Annotated in this window: 12 protein-coding genes; 8 read left to right on the top strand and 4 right to left on the bottom strand. The window is 61.1% G+C overall.

The window, feature by feature from the left end; translation table 11 throughout:
- Positions 1-99: 99 nt before the first annotated feature.
- The 4 genes from BLR20_RS15600 to aceE form a co-directional block, all read right to left on the bottom strand.
- Positions 100-1,278 (bottom strand): BaiN/RdsA family NAD(P)/FAD-dependent oxidoreductase, encoded by a 1,179-nt coding sequence (locus BLR20_RS15600; protein WP_054994349.1) that lies wholly within the window; start codon positions 1,276-1,278, stop codon positions 100-102.
- A 281-nt stretch (positions 1,279-1,559) separates the two neighbouring features.
- Positions 1,560-2,939, bottom strand: a complete 1,380-nt coding sequence (dbpA, locus tag BLR20_RS15595) for an ATP-dependent RNA helicase DbpA (protein ID WP_010440122.1) — start codon at positions 2,937-2,939, stop codon at positions 1,560-1,562.
- A gap of 320 nt (positions 2,940-3,259) precedes the next feature.
- Positions 3,260-4,906 carry a dihydrolipoyllysine-residue acetyltransferase gene (gene aceF / locus BLR20_RS15590; RefSeq protein WP_032615467.1) on the bottom strand — a complete coding sequence of 549 codons (1,647 nt, stop codon included), beginning with the start codon at positions 4,904-4,906 and terminating at the stop codon, positions 3,260-3,262.
- Between the two features lie 142 nt (positions 4,907-5,048).
- The gene (gene aceE / locus BLR20_RS15585; protein ID WP_003422379.1) at positions 5,049-7,694 is read right to left on the bottom strand and encodes a pyruvate dehydrogenase (acetyl-transferring), homodimeric type; all 2,646 of its coding nucleotides are present in this window, start codon (positions 7,692-7,694) and stop codon (positions 5,049-5,051) included.
- Between the two features lie 384 nt (positions 7,695-8,078).
- On the opposite strand from aceE, the gene glnE reads away from it, so the two are divergent.
- From glnE to BLR20_RS15545, 8 genes are all read left to right on the top strand, one after another.
- Positions 8,079-11,036 (top strand): bifunctional [glutamate--ammonia ligase]-adenylyl-L-tyrosine phosphorylase/[glutamate--ammonia-ligase] adenylyltransferase, encoded by a 2,958-nt coding sequence (gene glnE / locus BLR20_RS15580; protein WP_054994350.1) that lies wholly within the window; start codon positions 8,079-8,081, stop codon positions 11,034-11,036.
- A gap of 129 nt (positions 11,037-11,165) precedes the next feature.
- Complete coding sequence (gene waaF, locus BLR20_RS15575) at positions 11,166-12,200, top strand: lipopolysaccharide heptosyltransferase II (protein WP_010440133.1); 1,035 nt, start codon at positions 11,166-11,168, stop codon at positions 12,198-12,200.
- Between the two features lie 2 nt (positions 12,201-12,202).
- Positions 12,203-13,267 (top strand): lipopolysaccharide heptosyltransferase I, encoded by a 1,065-nt coding sequence (gene waaC / locus BLR20_RS15570; RefSeq protein ID WP_010440136.1) that lies wholly within the window; start codon positions 12,203-12,205, stop codon positions 13,265-13,267.
- Complete coding sequence (locus BLR20_RS15565; protein ID WP_010440139.1) at positions 13,267-14,388, top strand: glycosyltransferase family 4 protein; 1,122 nt, start codon at positions 13,267-13,269, stop codon at positions 14,386-14,388. The genes waaC and BLR20_RS15565 overlap by 1 nt, the downstream gene beginning before the upstream one ends.
- Complete coding sequence (rfaP, locus tag BLR20_RS15560) at positions 14,388-15,194, top strand: lipopolysaccharide core heptose(I) kinase RfaP (RefSeq protein WP_010440142.1); 807 nt, start codon at positions 14,388-14,390, stop codon at positions 15,192-15,194. Before BLR20_RS15565 ends, rfaP begins: the two co-directional genes overlap by 1 nt.
- Positions 15,194-15,928 carry a lipopolysaccharide kinase InaA family protein gene (locus tag BLR20_RS15555; RefSeq protein WP_032615459.1) on the top strand — a complete coding sequence of 245 codons (735 nt, stop codon included), beginning with the start codon at positions 15,194-15,196 and terminating at the stop codon, positions 15,926-15,928. Before rfaP ends, BLR20_RS15555 begins: the two co-directional genes overlap by 1 nt.
- Positions 15,925-16,704, top strand: a complete 780-nt coding sequence (locus BLR20_RS15550; RefSeq protein WP_054994351.1) for a lipopolysaccharide kinase InaA family protein — start codon at positions 15,925-15,927, stop codon at positions 16,702-16,704. Before BLR20_RS15555 ends, BLR20_RS15550 begins: the two co-directional genes overlap by 4 nt.
- Positions 16,704-18,149, top strand: coding sequence for a lipopolysaccharide kinase InaA family protein (locus tag BLR20_RS15545; protein WP_010440150.1), 1,446 nt, complete (start codon positions 16,704-16,706; stop codon positions 18,147-18,149). Before BLR20_RS15550 ends, BLR20_RS15545 begins: the two co-directional genes overlap by 1 nt.
- Positions 18,150-18,176: the final 27 nt, after the last annotated feature.

Here is an 18,176-nt window from a genome sequence, read left to right as displayed (position 1 = left end):
TGCAGGAGGATATGTACAGACCAAATGACTGGCTGTACATCCGCCTCGCAAAATTTATACCGGTTTGCCGTGTCTTGATGTTGCGTATCAGCGACTACGTCACACGTATTGTGCGGCAGCATAGGCCGACGCCCACGCCCACTGAAAGTTGAAGCCGCCCAGATGGCCGCTCACGTCCAGTACTTCGCCCACGAAATAAAGACCGGGGGATTTCAGCGATTCCATGGTCTTGGACGACACTTCACGGGTATCAATGCCACCCAGCGTCACTTCGGCCGTGCGATAACCCTCGGTGCCCGCCGGGACCACCTGCCAGCTCGCCAGCTTTTCGGCGATCTCGGCCAGTTCGGCGTGGGTGTACTGCTTCATCGGTTTTGAAACGAACCAGTGTTCGGCGATCAGGTTGGCCATCTTCTTGGTGAAAATCTCGCCCAGCAGGGTTTTCAGTTCACTGTTGGGGCGCTCTGCCTGCTGTTGGTTGAGCCAGGCGGGTACGTCATGATCAGGCAGCAGGTTGATTTCCACCGTGTCACCGGGCTGCCAGAACGAGGAAATCTGCAGGATCGCCGGGCCACTGAGGCCGCGATGGGTGAACAGGATGTTCTCGCGGAAGCTCGTGTCGTTGCAGCTCACCAGGCAATCCACCGAGGTGCCTGACAGCTCGGTGCACAGCTCCTTGAGCTGATCGGTGATGGTGAACGGCACCAGCCCGGCGCGGGTCGGCAGCAGCGTGTGGCCGAATTGCTTGCCGACCTGATAGCCAAAGCCGGTCGCGCCCAGGGTCGGAATCGACAGACCGCCCGTGGCAATCACCAGCGACTGGCAGTTCAGGGTGCCCATTGTGGTCTGCAGGCTGTAGCCGGCGTCGGTCTTTTCGATCTGCTGCACAGCGGTGTCCATGTGCAGGCTGACACCGGCTTGTCGGCACTCTTCCAGAAGCATTTCCAGAATGTCGCTGGACTTGTTGTCGCAAAAAAGCTGGCCGAGCTTCTTCTCGTGATAAGGCACGCCATGTTTGGCGACCATCGCGATGAAATCCCATTGGGTGTAGCGGGCCAGGGCCGATTTGCAGAAATGCGGGTTCTGCGACAGGAAGTTGGCCGGCTCGGTGTACATGTTGGTGAAGTTGCACCGCCCGCCACCGGACATCAGGATCTTCTTGCCGGGCTTGTTGGCGTGATCAATCAACATCACCTTGCGCCCGCGAGCGGCAGCGGTGAACGCACACATCAGGCCGGCGGCACCGGCGCCAATGATTACAACGTCAGTAACGGGCACAGCGTGGTTCCTCGATCTTCAGGTCATGATCGTTCCCATGCTCCGCGCTAAGCTATACACAAGTCTGTTCTTGATTCTGGCCGAAGGCCGTGGGAGCGAATGTGTTCGCGAAAGGGTCGGTATGTTCTCCGAAGATTTATCGTCTGAACTACCGTCTTCGCGAACAAGTTCGCTCCCACGCCCTACGGGCAGAGGCCTGAAAACCGCGTTTTCGGGCCCTTCGGTGCCTGTATATGACGCTTGGCGCGGAGTGTAGGGACTATCAGGGTCAACGATAAACTTTACAAAATCCGCACGCGCAGCGACTTGCCCTTGATCTTGCCGTTGTTCAAACGCTCCAGAGCCTGTTTGGCCATGCTGCGCTCTACGGCAACGTAGGCCTGGAAGTCGAAAATCGCGATCTTGCCGACCTGAGTGCCAGCAATGCCTGCCTCACCGGTCAGTGCGCCGAGAATGTCGCCCGGACGCAGTTTGTCCTTGCGGCCCGAACCGATGCACAGGGTGGTCATGGCAGGCAGCAGCTTGCCGCCTTCCTTGATGCTCAGTCTGTCGTATTGCTGCCAGTTCAACGGCGCTTTCTGCAACTCTTCGATGGCACGGGCGCGCTGGCTTTCCGACGGCGCCACGAGGCTCACGGCAATACCCTTCTCGCCCGCACGACCGGTACGGCCGACGCGGTGGATGTGGATTTCCGAATCGCGCGCCAGCTCGACGTTGATCACCATGTCCAGCGCGTCGATATCCAGACCGCGCGCGGCCACGTCGGTGGCGACCAGTACCGAGGTGCTGCGGTTGGCGAACATCGCCAGCACCTGATCACGGTCACGCTGTTCCAGATCGCCATGCAGACCGACCGCAGACATGCCCTTGGCGGTGAGGTGATCGACCACTTCCTGAACCTGCTGCTTGGTGAAGCAGAACGCCACGCAGGACGTCGGACGGAAATGGCCGAGTACCTTGACCACTGCTTCCAGTCGCTGCTCCGGGGAGATCTCGTAGAAAATCTGCTCGATCTGACTGTCGGCGTGCAGTGCCTCAACCTTGACGGTCTGCGGGTCACGCATGAACTTCGACGACAACTGCTTGATGCCAACCGGGTAGGTCGCGGAGAACAGCAGGGTCTGACGGCGCTGCGGGGTCTGCTCGATGATGTCGGCGATGGCGTCGTAAAAACCCATGTCCAGCATGCGGTCGGCTTCATCGAGAATCAGCGTGTTCAGGCCGTCCAGGACCAGCGAGCCCTTGCGCAAATGCTGCTGTATGCGACCCGGCGTGCCGACGATGATGTGCGCGCCATGCTCCAGCGAGCCGATCTGCGGGCCAAAGGACACGCCGCCACACAGGGTCAGGACCTTGATGTTGTCCTCGGAGCGCGCCAGGCGGCGGATTTCCTTGGCGACCTGATCCGCCAGCTCGCGGGTCGGGCACATGACCAGTGCCTGGCAACCGAAGAAACGCGGGTTGATCGGGTTAAGCAGGCCGATACCGAACGCAGCGGTCTTGCCGCTGCCGGTCTTGGCTTGCGCGATCAGGTCCATGCCCTTGAGGATCACCGGCAGGCTCTGCGCCTGAATCGGTGTCATTTCGGCATAACCAAGCGACTCCAGGTTAGCCAGCATGGCAGCGGACAGAGGCAGGGAATTGAAAGCGGTGTTAGTCACGACGGTGGACCTGCAAAACAAAAATGTCGCGTAGTGTATCACCCGCCAGTCAGACCTGGCACCGACGATAAAGGTCGTGGGAGCGAGCTTGCTCGCGAAGGGGCCCTTACAGTCCCAGAAGATGGGGCGTCAGGACCATGGTCTTCGTGAGCAATGCGGATCGCCGCCCCGGTCACTCCCACAGGATCCAGCAATGAGCGCGGAGCATGGGCGCGATATCCAGGGCAAAAAAATCCCCGCTGGAGGGCGGGGTTGAGGTTCGAGCGTGGCAGCTCGCAAAGGTGTACAGCAAGGCCCGTCCGGGGACGGGCCTGCAGGGCTTACAGCAGGATTGTGCGGATGTCCGCCAGCAATTCGCTCAAGCGCTTGGTGAAGCGGGCAGCAGCTGCGCCGTTGATCACGCGGTGATCGTAGGACAGCGACAGCGGCAGCATCAGTTTCGGCTGGAAGGCTTTACCGTCCCAGACTGGCTGGATGGTTGCCTTGGAAACACCGAGGATCGCCACTTCCGGCGCGTTGACGATCGGCGTGAAGCCGGTGCCGCCAATGTGGCCGAGGCTGGAGATGGTAAAGCACGCGCCCTGCATGTCGTTTGCAGTCAGTTTCTTGTTGCGCGCCTTTTCCGCCAGTGCGGCGGCTTCGGCAGCCAGTTGCAACAGGCTCTTCTGATCGACGTCGCGGATGACCGGGACCAGCAGGCCGTCCGGGGTGTCCACGGCAAAGCCGATGTGCACGTACTTCTTGCGGATCACGGCCTTGCCGCTAGGCGCCAGCGAAGCGTTGAAGTCCGGCAGCTCCTTGAGCAGGTGTGCGCAGGATTTGAGCAGCAGCGGCAGAACTGTCAGCTTGACGCCAGCCTTCTCGGCAGCGCCTTTCTGCGCGACACGGAAAGCTTCCAGGTCGGTAATGTCGGCCTGGTCGAATTGCGTGACGTGCGGAATGTTCAGCCAGCTGCGGTGCAGGCCGGAAGCGCCGAGTTGCATCAGGCGCGTCATCGGTACTTCTTCGATCTCGCCGAAACGGCTGAAATCGACTTCCGGAATCGGCGGGATGCCCGAGCCACCGCTTGCGCCGCCAGCTGGAGCTTCCTTGGCCTTCTGCATCATGGTTTTGACGTAAACCTGAACGTCTTCTTTCAGCACACGGCCGTGCGGACCGGTGGCGCTGACCGCGCTCAGCTCGACGCCGAATTCGCGGGCCAGCTGACGAACGGCCGGGCCTGCATGAACCTTGGCACCGTCTTTGGCCGGAGCCGCTGGAGCAGGTGCAGCCTCTGCCTTGGGAGCAGGGGCTGCAGGAGCTGCGGCCTCAGCCTTGGCCGGGGCAGCAGCGGGTGCGCTGGCTGCAGGCGCCGGAGCAGCGGCGGGCGCGGCGCCTTCGACTTTCAGTTTCAGGATCAGGTCGCCGGTACCGACTTCCTGGTCCAGCTTGACTTCGATGCTCTCGACAACGCCTGCTGCCGGAGAAGGAATCTCCATGCTGGCCTTGTCGGATTCCAGGGTGATCAGCGACTGATCGGCCTGGATGCTGTCACCGACCTTGACCATCAGTTCGATGATCTTGGCCTTGCCCGACGAACCGATGTCCGGCACGTGGATGTCCTGAACGCTGGCGCTGGCTGCCGGGGCAGGCTCGGCGGCAGCCGCAGGTGCAGGTGCCGCTTCGGCCGGCTTTTCGGCAGCGGCAGGGGCAGCGGCAGGTTCGGCAGCAGGTGCCGGGGCCGCAGCCGCTTCGCCTTCCACTTCCAGTTCGAACAGCTCGTCGCCTTCTTTCAGGCGGTCGCCCAGCTTGACCTTCATGGCCTTGATGACGCCAGCCTTGGGAGCAGGGATTTCCATGCTCGCCTTGTCCGACTCAAGCGTCAGAACGCTCTGGTCGGCTTCGATGCGATCACCGACCTTGACCATCAATTCAATGACTTCGCCTTCACCGTTGCCGATGTCGGGTACACGAATTAACTCACTCACTATGTCTCTCCTTAGGAGAACCTGTTCACTCACGAATACGCTGGTTCAGTTACAACGAAACAGCCTTGGATGCTCATTTACGGCAAGTAAATTCCGCATCCTCGGCTGTTTACGCTCTGATCAGCGCTCTTGAAGCAGACTCTTAGCAGTCCAGTGGATTGCGTTTTTCAGGATCGATGCCGAACTTGGCGATGGCTTCAGCCACGACTTTAGGTTCGATATCGCCACGATCAGCCAAGGCTTCCAGGGCTGCCAGCACCACGAAGTGACGATCGACTTCAAAGAAGTGACGCAGCTTCTTGCGGCTGTCGCTACGGCCGAAACCGTCGGTGCCCAGGACTTTGTATTCCTTGGTTGGAACCCACTGACGAATCTGATCAGCGAACAGCTTCATGTAATCCGTGGATGCGATGACCGGACCTTTGCGACCGTTCAGGCATTCCTCGACATAGCTCAGCTGCGGCTTCTGGCCAGGGTGCAGGCGGTTGTTGCGCTCTGCAGCCAGACCGTCGCGACGCAGCTCGTTGAAGCTGGTGACGCTCCACACGTCGGCACCGATGTTGAACTCGTCACGGAGAATCTTCGCCGCTTCGCGAACTTCACGCAGGATGGTGCCCGAGCCCAGCAACTGGACGTGGTGCGCCGCTTCCTTGGTGTCTTCTTCGAGCAGGTACATGCCCTTGACGATGCCTTCTTCCACACCGGCCGGCATGGCTGGCTGGGCGTAGGACTCGTTCATCACGGTCAGGTAGTAGAAAACGTCCTGCTGCTCTTCGAACATCCGGCGCATGCCGTCCTGGATGATCACTGCGAGTTCGTAACCGTAAGTCGGATCGAAGGTGCGGCAGTTCGGGATGGTCGATGCCAGGATGTGGCTGTGACCGTCTTCGTGCTGCAGGCCTTCACCGTTCAGTGTGGTACGGCCGGCGGTGCCGCCGATCAGGAAGCCACGGGTGCGGCTGTCGCCAGCGGCCCAGGCCAGGTCGCCGATACGCTGGAAACCGAACATCGAGTAGAAGATGTAGAACGGAATCATCGGCTGGTTGTGGCTGGAATACGAAGTACCGGCAGCGATGAAGGAGGACATGGCGCCCGCTTCGTTGATGCCTTCTTCGAGGATCTGGCCTTTCTTGTCTTCGCGATAGAACATCACTTGTTCTTTATCGACTGGCTCGTAGAGCTGGCCGACCGACGAGTAGATGCCCAGTTGGCGGAACATGCCTTCCATACCGAAGGTACGCGCTTCGTCCGGGATGATCGGCACGATGCGCTGACCGATTTCCTTGTCCTTGACCAGTTGCGTCAGGATGCGCACGAAAGCCATGGTGGTGGAAATTTCACGATCGCCCGAGCCATCCAGGATGGCCTTGAGGGTCTCGAGTGGCGGGGTCGGCAGGCTGAAGCTCTGCGCGCGACGCTGCGGTACGAAGCCACCCAGCGCAGCACGACGCTCGCTCAGGTAACGGGCTTCGGCGCTGCCTTCTTCCGGCTTGTAGAACGGCAGGGCTTCGAGTTCGGAGTCCTTGACCGGAATGTCGAAACGGTCACGGAAGTGACGCAGGCTGTCGACATCGACCTTCTTGGTGTTGTGCGCAGTGTTTTTCGCTTCGCCGGCGCCGGTGCCATAACCCTTGATGGTCTTGGCCAGAACAACGGTCGGTTGACCCTTGTGGTTGACGGCTTCGTGGTAGGCCGCATAGACCTTGTACGGGTCGTGGCCGCCACGGTTGAGTTTCCAGATCTCGTCGTCGGACAGATCGGCAACCATCGCCTTGAGTTCAGGCGAGTTGAAGAAGTGCTCGCGGACGAACGCGCCGTCCTTGGCCTTGTAGTTCTGGTATTCGCCGTCGATGACTTCGTCCATGCGACGTTGCAGGATACCGTCGACGTCCTTGGCCAGCAGTGGGTCCCAGAAACGGCCCCATATGACTTTGGTGACGTTCCATTGGGCACCACGGAACACGCCTTCGAGTTCCTGGATGATCTTGGCGTTGCCGCGAACCGGGCCGTCGAGGCGCTGCAGGTTGCAGTTGACGACGAAGATCAGGTTGTCGAGCTTCTCGCGACCGGCCAGGGCGATGGCGCCCAGGGATTCCGGCTCGTCGGTCTCGCCGTCACCCAGGAAGCACCAGACTTTCTGCTTGCCTTCCGGGATGTAACCGCGGTGCTCCAGGTACTTCATGAAGCGCGCCTGGTAGATCGCCTGGATCGGGCCAAGGCCCATCGATACCGTCGGGAACTGCCAGAAATCCTTCATCAGCCACGGGTGTGGGTAAGACGACAGGCCATTGCCGTCGACTTCCTGACGGAAGTTGGTCATTTGCTCTTCGGTGATGCGGCCTTCCATGAATGCACGGGCGTATACGCCTGGCGATGCGTGACCCTGGAAGTAGATCAGGTCGCCGCCGTGTTCGTCGGTCGGGGCCTGGAAGAAATAGTTGAAGCCGATGTCGTACAGCGTGGCGCTGGAGGCGAAGCTGGAGATGTGACCGCCCAGATCCGGGTCGCCGATGTTGGTTTTGACAACCATGGCCAATGCGTTCCAGCGCACCAGCGAGCGAATGCGGCGTTCCATGAACAGGTCGCCAGGCATGCGTGCTTCGTGGGTGACAGGAATGGTGTTGCGATATGGCGTGGTGATGGCGTACGGCAGCTGCGAACCACTACGGGTGGCCAGCTCGCCCAAACGGGTCATCAGGTAGTGAGCGCGGTCTTCGCCTTCTTTGTCGAGAACCGATTCCAGGGCGTCCAGCCATTCCTGGGTTTCGACGGGATCGAGGTCTTGCATGGCTTGCTCCAGGGCGGAAAGGCTTCCAGAATCGGTTGCCTGAGTTTGCGACTGGCCTTGTGGGCAGACGACATAAATTCTTGGATTACCGGAGGGTGGGATCCGGCGGCGTGTAGTTTTACTACAAATCGACGACGATTTCAGCCCTCCGAGTATCGGACCCAGTAGTAAAACTACAGAGAAGCGTCTCAATCGCTCCTGTTGTCGTGTAGCTTAAAACGTTACTGTTGATCGCTATTGAATATCTTGCAGGGAAAAAGCGGATTTTTATGCTTCTAATTTGATTTTTCCAGCAATTTATAACCTTTGTTCGACAAGCGGTGCTGGCAGACGCGTCTCGCCGTAACGACGGACGGGCGTCTGCACGCCGATCAAGGATAGACCATGAGCCTACCTTTACTGGCCGAATTTCCGGCCATTCTGCTGCCATCGATCACCCGCGCCCGGCAGATGTTTCAGGCCGCGCTGACTGCCTTGTCCGAGGACGCGCTGGCTTCTTTCAAAGCCTGGCCCGAGGCTCGAAAGGCAGCATTCGACCGGGTCTGCGCCGCCAGTGATTTTGTAACCGAACAAGTCTGCCGAGATCCGCAGATGCTCCTGCAACTGGCCGACTCGGGCGAGCTGGAGCGTAGTTTCTCTGCCGGCCAATTGCGCGGTCAGCTTGCCGACGCGCTGTCGAGCGCCGCCAGCGAGGATGAACTGGGGCGTAATCTACGTCGACAGCGCGCACGCCAGCAAGTACGGATTATCTGGCGTGACCTGACCCGTCAGGCAAACCTGATCGAAACCTGCCGTGACCTGTCGGACATGGCCGATGCGTCGATCGATCTGGCTTACCAATGGTTATACCCCCGGCATTGCCAGCAGTTCGGCACCCCGACAGGACGTCATTCCGGGCAGCCCCAGCATATGGTCATTCTGGGCATGGGCAAGCTCGGCGCGGTCGAACTGAACCTGTCTTCGGACATTGACCTGATCTTCGGCTACCCGGAGGGCGGCGAAACCGTCGGCACCAAGCGTGCGCTGGACAATCAGGAGTTTTTCATTCGCCTGGGCCAGCGGCTGATCAAGGCGCTCGACCCGGTGACCGTCGACGGTTTCGTGTTCCGGGTCGATATGCGCCTGCGCCCTTACGGTTCTTCCGGGGCGCTGGTGCTCAGCTTCAACGCGCTGGAGCAGTATTATCAGGACCAAGGCCGGGACTGGGAGCGCTACGCGATGATCAAGGCGCGTGTGGTCGGTGGCGATCAGGCTGCCGGTGCCGAACTGCTGGCGATGCTGCGTCCGTTCGTTTACCGCCGCTATCTGGATTTCTCGGCCATCGAAGCGCTGCGCACCATGAAGCAGCTCATTCAGCAGGAAGTGAAGCGCAAGGGCATGGCGGAGAACATCAAGCTGGGGGCTGGTGGCATTCGCGAGGTGGAGTTCATCGCCCAGGCCTTTCAACTGATTCACGGCGGCCGCGACCTGAGTCTGCAGCAGCGGCCGTTGTTCAAAGTGCTGAAAACCCTTGAGGGGCAGGGCTATTTGCCCTCGGCCGTGACCGAAGAATTGCGCGAGGGCTACGAATTTCTGCGTTACACCGAGCACGCCATTCAGGCGATTGCCGACCGTCAGACGCAGATGCTCCCGGACAACGAACAGGATCAGGCGCGTGTTGCCCTGATCATGGGCTTCGCTGACTGGGCGGCCTTTCACGAACGGCTGATGTACTGGCGTGGCCGTGTGGCCTGGCACTTCCGCCAGGTCATTGCTGACCCCGACGCCGACCCGGACGACGAGCAAGATGAAGATGACGAAGTGGTGGTGGGGGGCGAGTGGCTGCCGTTGTGGGAGGAGTCCCAGGACGAAGAAGCCGCAGGCCGCCAACTGTCGCAGGCCGGCTTCGTCGACGCCGAGAAGGCGCTGAAAAATCTGGCCAACCTGCGCAGCAGCCCCAACCTGCGTTCGATGCAGCGTCTGAGCCGTGAACGGCTGGACGCGTTCATCCCTCGTCTGCTGGCTCAGGCGGTGGAACATGAGAAGCCCGACCTGGTACTGGAACGCGTGCTGCCCTTGGTTGAGGCCGTCGCGCGGCGCTCGGCGTACCTGGTGCTGCTCACGGAAAACCCCGACGCGCTGCGACAACTGCTGACCCTGTGCGCCGCCAGCCCGTGGATTGCCGAACAAATTGCACGCTTCCCGTTGCTGCTCGATGAGTTGCTCAACGAGGGGCGCCTGTTCAATCCGCCGCTGGCCCCGGAACTGGCGGCTGAGTTGCGGGAGCGGCTGATCCGTATCCCCGAGGACGACCTTGAACAACAGATGGAAGCCCTGCGGCATTTCAAACTGGCGCACAGCCTGCGGGTCGCGGCGTCCGAGATATCCGGCAGCCTGCCATTGATGAAAGTCAGTGATTACCTGACCTGGCTGGCCGAGGCGATTCTCGATCAGGTGCTCGCGCTGGCCTGGCGCTACAGCGTGGCTCGTCACGGCACGCCTTTACGCCCGGACGGCACGTTGTGCGATCCGGGTTTCGTGATCGTCGGCTACGGCAAGGTCGGCGGCATCGAGCTGGGGCATGGCTCCGATCTGGATCTGGTGTTCATTCACGATGGCGATCTGGAGGCAGAGACCGACGGTGCCAAGCCGATCGATACGGCGCAGTTCTTCACTCGGCTGGGGCAGCGGGTGATCCATTTGCTGACCACCCAAACCAACTCCGGTCAGTTGTATGACGTCGACATGCGCCTGCGTCCTTCGGGGGCCTCTGGTCTGCTGGTCAGCTCTCTGGGCGCTTTCGCCCGTTATCAGGCCAATGAAGCCTGGACCTGGGAGCATCAGGCGCTGGTCCGGGCGCGGGTCATGACCGGCAGCCGGGATGTCGGCGAGCAATTCGAGAAAGTCCGTGCCGATGTGTTGGGGCGCGAACGCGATCTGGACAAGCTGCGCGCCGAAGTCAGCGAGATGCGCGCCAAGATGCGTGACAACCTCGGCACCCGCGTGACAGCGGCCGGCAGGGCGGCCAATGCCTTCGAGGCGGCGGTGCCATTCGACCTCAAGCAGGACGCCGGAGGTATCGTCGATATCGAATTTATGGTGCAATACGCCGCCTTGGCGTGGTCCAGAGAGCATCCCGCGCTGCTGCAATACACCGACAACATCCGGATTCTCGAAGGGCTTGAAGAGGCCGGACTGCTGCCGGATACGGATGCCGGCCTGTTGCGCGAGGCCTACAAGGCGTATCGCTCGGCGGCACATCGCCAGGCCTTGCAGAAGCAGGCAGGCGTGGTCAGCGGCGATCAGTTTCATGCCCAGCGGCGTGAAGTGATGCGGATCTGGACGCAGATGGGGTTGAGCTGAGCCTCACGGCAACGCCACATTCCGCTGCAACACTCTATAAAGCTATGACAGGGAGGCGACAGGTTGTGTGGGAACGTCACGCAGTCTGATCGGCCTCCCTGATCGTTTCTGGTCGTTTTTGGATAGAACATGAAAATTCTGATCGTTGGGCCTAGCTGGGTCGGTGACATGGTGATGGCACAAACGCTGTTCCAGTGTCTGAAACAGCGTCATCCCGAGTGCGAAATCGACGTGCTGGCCCCTGAATGGAGCCGTCCGATACTGGAGCGCATGCCGGAGGTTCGTGCTGCGCTCAGTTTTCCGCTGGGGCACGGAGCCCTGGAACTGGCGACCCGTCGCCGGATCGGCAAGTCCCTGGCTTGCCAATACGATCAGGCTATCCTGCTGCCCAACTCGCTGAAATCCGCGCTGGTGCCGTTTTTCGCCGGTATCCCGAAACGTACCGGCTGGCGCGGCGAGTTTCGCTACGGCCTGCTCAATGACGTGCGAACCCTCGACAAGCAGCGCTACCCGCTGATGATCGAGCGTTTCATGGCCCTGGCCTTCGACAAGGGCGTCGAGTTGCCGCGTCCTTACCCGCGGCCAAGCCTGCGCATCGACCCGACCACGCGCGATGCGGCACTGAGCAAATTCGGCCTCACTCTGGATCGTCCGGTATTGGCGCTGTGCCCCGGCGCGGAGTTCGGCGAGTCCAAGCGCTGGCCCGCCGAGCATTACGCACAGGTTGCTGACGCGAGCATTCGCGAAGGCTGGCAGGTCTGGCTGTTTGGCTCGAAAAAGGATCACCCGGTCGGTGAGAGCATTCGTCAGGAGCTGATTCCCGGCCTGCGCGAGGAGTCCGTCAACCTCAGTGGCGAGACCTCGCTGGCCGAAGCCATTGACCTGCTGTCGTGCGCCGATGCCGTCGTGTCCAACGACTCCGGCCTGATGCATGTGGCCGCGGCGCTGAACCGTCCGCTGGTGGCGGTCTACGGGTCGACCTCGCCGGGCTTCACGCCGCCGCTGGCCGATGAAGTCGAGGTGGTGCGACTCGGCATCGAGTGTAGTCCGTGCTTTGAGCGTACTTGCCGTTTCGGCCATTACAACTGCATGCGTCTGCTTGAGCCGGACGCCGTGACTCAGGCGCTGAGCCGCCTGAGTAGCACGCCGGTGGAGGTTGCCTGATTTTGCGGGTACTGCTGATCAAGACCTCTTCACTGGGTGATGTGATTCATGCCTTGCCCGCGCTGACCGATGCGGCGCGTGCGCTGCCCGGCATTCGCTTTGACTGGGTGGTCGAGGAAGGCTTCGCGGAAATTCCCGCCTGGCATCCTGCGGTCGACAGAGTGATCCCGGTGGCGATTCGCCGCTGGCGCAAGCACCTCTGGCAGACCTTCAAATCCGGCGAGTGGCAGCGCTTCAAACAGCAGGTGCGCGAACAGCGCTATGATCTGGTGATCGATGCGCAGGGCCTGTTCAAAAGTGCCTGGCTGACACGCTATGTCGATGCACCGGTGGCCGGTCTGGATCGGGATTCGGCACGCGAGCCGGTCGCCAGTCGCTTTTATGATCGTGCTTTTCCAGTGGCACGCGGGCAGCATGCGGTCGAGCGGCTGCGTCAGTTGTTCGCTCAGGCACTCGGTTATCCACAGCCATCCGGCATGGGCGATTACGGTCTCAAGCCGCTGGCGACCCTGAATGACAGTTTGCAGGCCCCGTTCGTGCTGTTCCTGCATGGCACGACCTGGGACACCAAACACTGGCCCGAGCTGTACTGGCGACAACTCGCCGAATTGATGGCTGCGCGCGGTCTGCAGGTGCAGTTGCCGTGGGGCAATCCGGCAGAGAAGGCTCGCGCCGAGCGTATTACCGACGGTCTGAGCAATGCGCACGTGCTGCCAAAGCTGAATCTGGCAGGGGTAGCGCGGGTGCTGGCCAGCGCACAGGCATGTGTCGCGGTCGACACCGGCATCGGGCACCTGGCCGCCGCACTGGATGTGCCGACCATTTCCCTGTTCGGCCCGACCAATCCGGGCCTGACCGGAGCTTACGGCAAGTCGCAGGTGCATCTGGCCAGCGACTACCCGGGCTGCACGCCGTGCCTGCAAAAGAAATGCACGTACCAACCGACCGCCGACGATCAGCGCCGGTTCGACCTTAAACGCGAGTGGCCGATGTGCTTCACTCGCTTGAATCCCGAGCGAGTAGCGAGCCAATTGGGCGCGCTGTTGCTGGCAAAGGAACCTGGCTGATGCAACTGGCTTTTGTACTCTACAAATACTTCCCGTTCGGTGGCCTGCAACGCGACTTCATGCGCATCGCGCTGGAGTGTCAGCAGCGCGGTCATCAGATCCGCGTCTATACCCTGATCTGGGAAGGCGATGTGCCGCCCGGTTTCGAGGTGCTGGTCGCGCCGGTCAAGGCGTTCTTCAATCATCGACGCAACGAAAAGCTCAGCGCATGGATGGAGGCGGACCTGGCCAAACGTCCGGTGGACCGCCTGATCGGGTTCAACAAGATGCCCGGTCTGGATGTGTATTACGCCGCCGACGGCTGCTTCGAGGACAAGGCGCAGAACCTGCGCAGCCCGCTGTATCGCAAGTGGGGCCGTTATCGCCACTTTGCCGACTACGAGCGCGCGGTGTTCGCCAGGGACTCGAAAACCCAGGTGTTGATGATTTCCGAGGTGCAGCAGCCGCTGTTCATCAAGCATTACGACACCCCGCCGTCGCGCTTTCATTTGCTGCCGCCGGGGATTTCCCAGGATCGCCGCGCGCCGCCGGATGCGCCTGAGATCCGTGCAGGCTTTCGCATGGAATTCGGCCTTGCCGACGATGACCTGTTATTGGTGCAGATCGGCTCCGGTTTCAAGACCAAGGGCGTGGATCGCAGCCTGAAGGCGCTCGCGGCTCTGCCCGCCGAGCTGAAGAAGCGCACGCGACTGTTTGTAATCGGTCAGGACGACCCCAAAGTATTCCAATTGCAGAGCGCGTCGCTCGGCCTGGGTGATCAGGTGACCTTCATGAAAGGGCGCAGCGATATTCCGCGTTTTCTGCTGGGTGCCGACCTGCTGATTCATCCGGCTTACAACGAAAACACCGGGACCGTGCTGCTCGAAGCGCTGGTTGCCGGTTTGCCGGTGCTGGTCAGCGCGGTCTGTGGTTACGCTCACTATATTGCCGAGGCCGATTGCGGGCGGGTGCTGGATGAGCCGTTCGAGCAGGCGCAGCTCAATCGCTACCTGTCGGAGATGCTTCAGGACGATGCCGCACGCAGTGCCTGGTCGAGCAATGGCCTGACCTTTGCCGACACGGCAGACCTTTACAGCATGCCGCAACACGCTGCGGACGTGATTCTGGCGGAGCACTACTGATGAAGCTGTTCCTTGCTGAGCCGTTCAAGAGCCTGTGGGCGGGGCGCGATGCGTTCGTCGAGGTCGAAGGCCTGAGCGGTGAGGTCTACCGCGAACTGGAAGGGCGCCGCACGCTGCGCACCGAGGTCGACGGGCGCGGTTACTTCGTCAAGATCCACCGCGGTATCGGCTGGGGCGAGATCGCCAAGAACCTGGCGACCGCCAAGCTACCGGTGCTGGGCGCGGGCAAGGAATGGGACGCCATCGAGCGTCTGCACGAAGTCGGTGTTCCGACCATGACCGCCGTGGCCTATGGTGAACGTGGCAGCAACCCTGCCGCGCAGCACTCGTTCATCGTCACCGAAGAACTGGCACCGACCACCAGCCTCGAAGACGTCAGCCTCAACTGGCGTAACGAGCCGCCCGAGCCGCGTCTGAAAAGAGCCTTCATTGCCGAAGTCGCCCGCCTGGTCGGCATGATGCACCGCGCAGGCGTCAATCATCGCGACTGCTACATCTGCCATTTTCTGCTGCACACCGACAAGCCGGTGACCGCTGACGATTTCAAACTGTCGGTCATTGACCTGCACCGTGCCCAGACCCGCCGTGCGATCACGCCGCGCTGGCGCAACAAGGACCTGGCCGCGTTGTATTTTTCGGCGCTGGACATTGGCCTGACCCGTCGCGACAAGCTGCGTTTTCTCCAAGGCTATTTCCAGAAGCCGTTGCGCGAAATCCTCCTCAAGGAAGCGGCATTACTGACCTGGCTGGATAAAAAAGCCGACAAGTTGTACCAGCGCAAAGTGCGCTACGGAGACGCACTCTGATGGCGGGCTGGAAGCTCGAGCCCGAGTACGCCTTCCTGGAGCAGGAATTCGGTAGCCTGGATGCCGTGTTCGCCCTGCAAGGGCAGCAGTTGACCCGCGACCCGCTGTCCGACGTCATCCGCGTCGAGCGCGGCGGAGTTTACTACTACGTCAAACGCTACGTGGGCGCGGGCAAGGGCCTGCGTCGCTACATGGGCAAGCCGAGGGTCAAGTCCGAATGGCAGAACCTCAAGCGCTTCGCCAAATGGGGCATCCCCACCGCAGAGGTCGTGGCCTGGGGGCTCGAGCGCAATGGCGCGGCGTATGATCGTGGCGCACTGATCACGCGTGGCTTGCCGAACACTGAAGACTTGTCGGCGCTGGCGCAACGCAAGGACCCGCGACTGGCCGACCGCCACTGGGTCGACGCGCTCAGCCGCCAGTTGGCTACCTTTACACGGATCATGCACGACAACCATTTCACACATAACGATTTGAAATGGCGCAACCTGCTGGTCGATAACGAAGGCAGGCTTTTTTTCATCGACTGCCCCAATGGCGCATTCTGGTGGAGCTTCATGCTGCGCTACCGGATCACCAAGGATCTGGCCTGCCTGGACAAGGTCGCCAAGTATCACTTGTCGGCCACCCAGCGTCTGCGCTTCTACCTGCAATACCGCCAGCGAACGCGTTTGAACGCCTCCGACAAAAAACGTATTCGACATATCGTCAGCTTTTTCGAGGGCCGTGAATGAGCGTTTTTATTGCCAGCGCCGACCAGCCTTTACTGGCGCGTCACAACCTGGCTGATTTTGAATCGCTTTGGAACATCAGACTCGATGCGGTCGATGAACCCAATACCGGACGCGGCGGCTGGAGCAGTGTGTTCCGCCTCGACCTGGACGGTCAGGGGTTTTACCTCAAGCGCCAGAGCAATTACCTGACTCATACGTTGCATCACCCGTTTGGCGAACCGTCGTTCTCGCGCGAGTTTCGTAACATCAGTCGCTATCGCAAGCTGGGGATTCCGGCGCTGCAGGCGGTGTTCTACGGTGAGCGCAAGGTCGGCGGCGAGCGTCGGGCGATCCTGATGACGCGTGCGCTGGACGGCTGGACCGATCTCGACGAACTGTTGCAGCAGTGGGACCACATGGAGGCCGCTCAGCGTCAGGCAATACTGCACGCCTGCGGCCAGCTGGCGCGCACGCTGCACGGCGCCGGACAGGTGCATGGCTGCTTCTATCCCAAGCATATTTTTCTTCAGGCCGCCGGTACGGCGTATAAGGCGCAACTGATCGACCTGGAAAAAACCCGCCCGGTGATCTTTGGCAAGCGTGACCTTGCCCGCGACCTCGAACCGCTGCTGCGCCGTGCGCCTATGTGGAATGAGACGGATCGGCGTGAGCTGTTGGCGGCTTATCTGCAAGCCACGCCGAACAGCCTGCTGGTCGACGCCTGGAGTGCGCGTCTGGGCAAGCGCGGCGCTCACAAACGAGACCTTCAACACCGCGATGATAAAGAGACCCGTTGATGCGCCTGTCTGAACTCAAGACCGCCGGACGTACCCCCGAGTTGCCGATGAGCCTGACGCTGGCCGACGCTGCCGGATCGGCTGAACTGCAATTGCTGACCCTGCTGCGTGTGTTGCCGGGGCAGCGTTATGTCGGGGCCGGTGTCTGGCGAGGCCGGCCGGTGCTGGCAAAACTGCTGGTGGGCGACAAGGCGGCCCGGCACTTTCAGCGTGAGCTGGCCGGAGTAAGGCTGCTTGCCGAGCAAGGCCTGACCACACCGCTGCTGCTGGCCGACGGTCTGCAGGACGGCGAGGGTGGCTGGCTGTTGTTCGAGTTTCTGGAGCAGGCCTCAAGCCTGGGCGATGCCTGGAACGCCGTTCAGCACCTGCCACCGCTGGCAGACGAGCAGCAAGCGGTGCTCGGCGAGGCGCTATCGGCTATTGCCCGGCAGCACGCAAAAGGCCTGTGGCAGGAAGACCTGCACCTGGACAACCTGCTGCGCCACAACGGGCAGCTGTACCTGATCGATGGCGCCGGCATTCGCGCTGAGCAGGCTGGTACGCCGTTGTCCCGGCAAAAGGTGCTGGAAAACCTCGGCGTGTTCTTTGCCCAGTTGCCCAGGTCTTTCGAACCTTTCACTGAAGAGCTGCTGGTTTATTACCTGTTGAGCAATGCCGAACATGGTTTGCCGATGGAAGCGCTGCAAAAGCAGATCGACAAGGTTCGCAGCTGGCGGTTAAAGGATTTCATGAGCAAGACCGTGCGCGACTGCAGTCTGTTCAGCGTCGAGGACAGCGCTTCGGTATTCCGCGCCATCCGTCGTGAAGAAGAGCCTGCGATGCTGCCGGTGCTGAGTCAGGCGGATGCCTTGCTCGACAAGGGCCACCTGTACAAGACCGGGGGCGCTGCGAGTGTCGGTCGTGTCGAAGTCAGCGGTCGTACGCTGGTCATCAAGCGCTACAACATCAAGAACTTCAGCCACTGGCTCAAGCGTTTCTGGCGCCCCAGCAGGGCCTGGCATTCGTGGCGTGAAGGCAACCGGTTGATGTTCCTCGGCATCGCGACACCCAAACCGCTGGCAGTGCAGGAAAAGCGCTTTCTCGGTTTGCGCAGCAAGGCCTGGCTGGTCACCGAATTCATCGACGGACCGGACATCATCGAACGCTTTGCTGCGTATGTGGAAAGCGGTGATGCGCCAGAGGTCGAACTGCTGGCGCTGGATCGGCTTTTCGCGCAGCTTATCCAGGCGCGCATCAGCCACGGTGATTTCAAGGGGCATAACCTGTTCTGGCATGTGGATCGCTGGGCGATGATCGACCTGGACGCCATGCAGCAGCACAGTTCGCAATCGTCATTCGCGGCGGCCTACGCCCGGGACCGGGCCCGCTTCATGCGCAACTGGCCCGCGCAGAGCGCGCTGCACCAGTTGCTGGAACAGCGCTTGCCGAAGCTCGCGACAGACTGAGCCCAGCTGACTCTCTTGCCAGCGCGG

The sequence above is a fragment of the Pseudomonas congelans genome (genome assembly GCF_900103225.1).
GTDB classification, from domain to species: domain Bacteria; phylum Pseudomonadota; class Gammaproteobacteria; order Pseudomonadales; family Pseudomonadaceae; genus Aquipseudomonas; species Aquipseudomonas congelans.
Note: the sequence above shows the minus strand (reverse complement) of the source record. Positions and strands in the feature narration are given on the sequence as shown.

Coding starts and splice junctions, on each gene's coding strand:
- glnE (WP_054994350.1), top strand. CDS start 8,079: ATGAGCCTACCTTTACTGGCCGAATTTCCGGCCATTCTGCTGCCATCG.
- BLR20_RS15545 (WP_010440150.1), top strand. CDS start 16,704: ATGCGCCTGTCTGAACTCAAGACCGCCGGACGTACCCCCGAGTTGCCG.
- waaF (WP_010440133.1), top strand. CDS start 11,166: ATGAAAATTCTGATCGTTGGGCCTAGCTGGGTCGGTGACATGGTGATG.
- BLR20_RS15550 (WP_054994351.1), top strand. CDS start 15,925: ATGAGCGTTTTTATTGCCAGCGCCGACCAGCCTTTACTGGCGCGTCAC.
- aceE (WP_003422379.1), bottom strand. CDS start 7,694: ATGCAAGACCTCGATCCCGTCGAAACCCAGGAATGGCTGGACGCCCTG.
- rfaP (WP_010440142.1), top strand. CDS start 14,388: ATGAAGCTGTTCCTTGCTGAGCCGTTCAAGAGCCTGTGGGCGGGGCGC.
- BLR20_RS15555 (WP_032615459.1), top strand. CDS start 15,194: ATGGCGGGCTGGAAGCTCGAGCCCGAGTACGCCTTCCTGGAGCAGGAA.
- BLR20_RS15565 (WP_010440139.1), top strand. CDS start 13,267: ATGCAACTGGCTTTTGTACTCTACAAATACTTCCCGTTCGGTGGCCTG.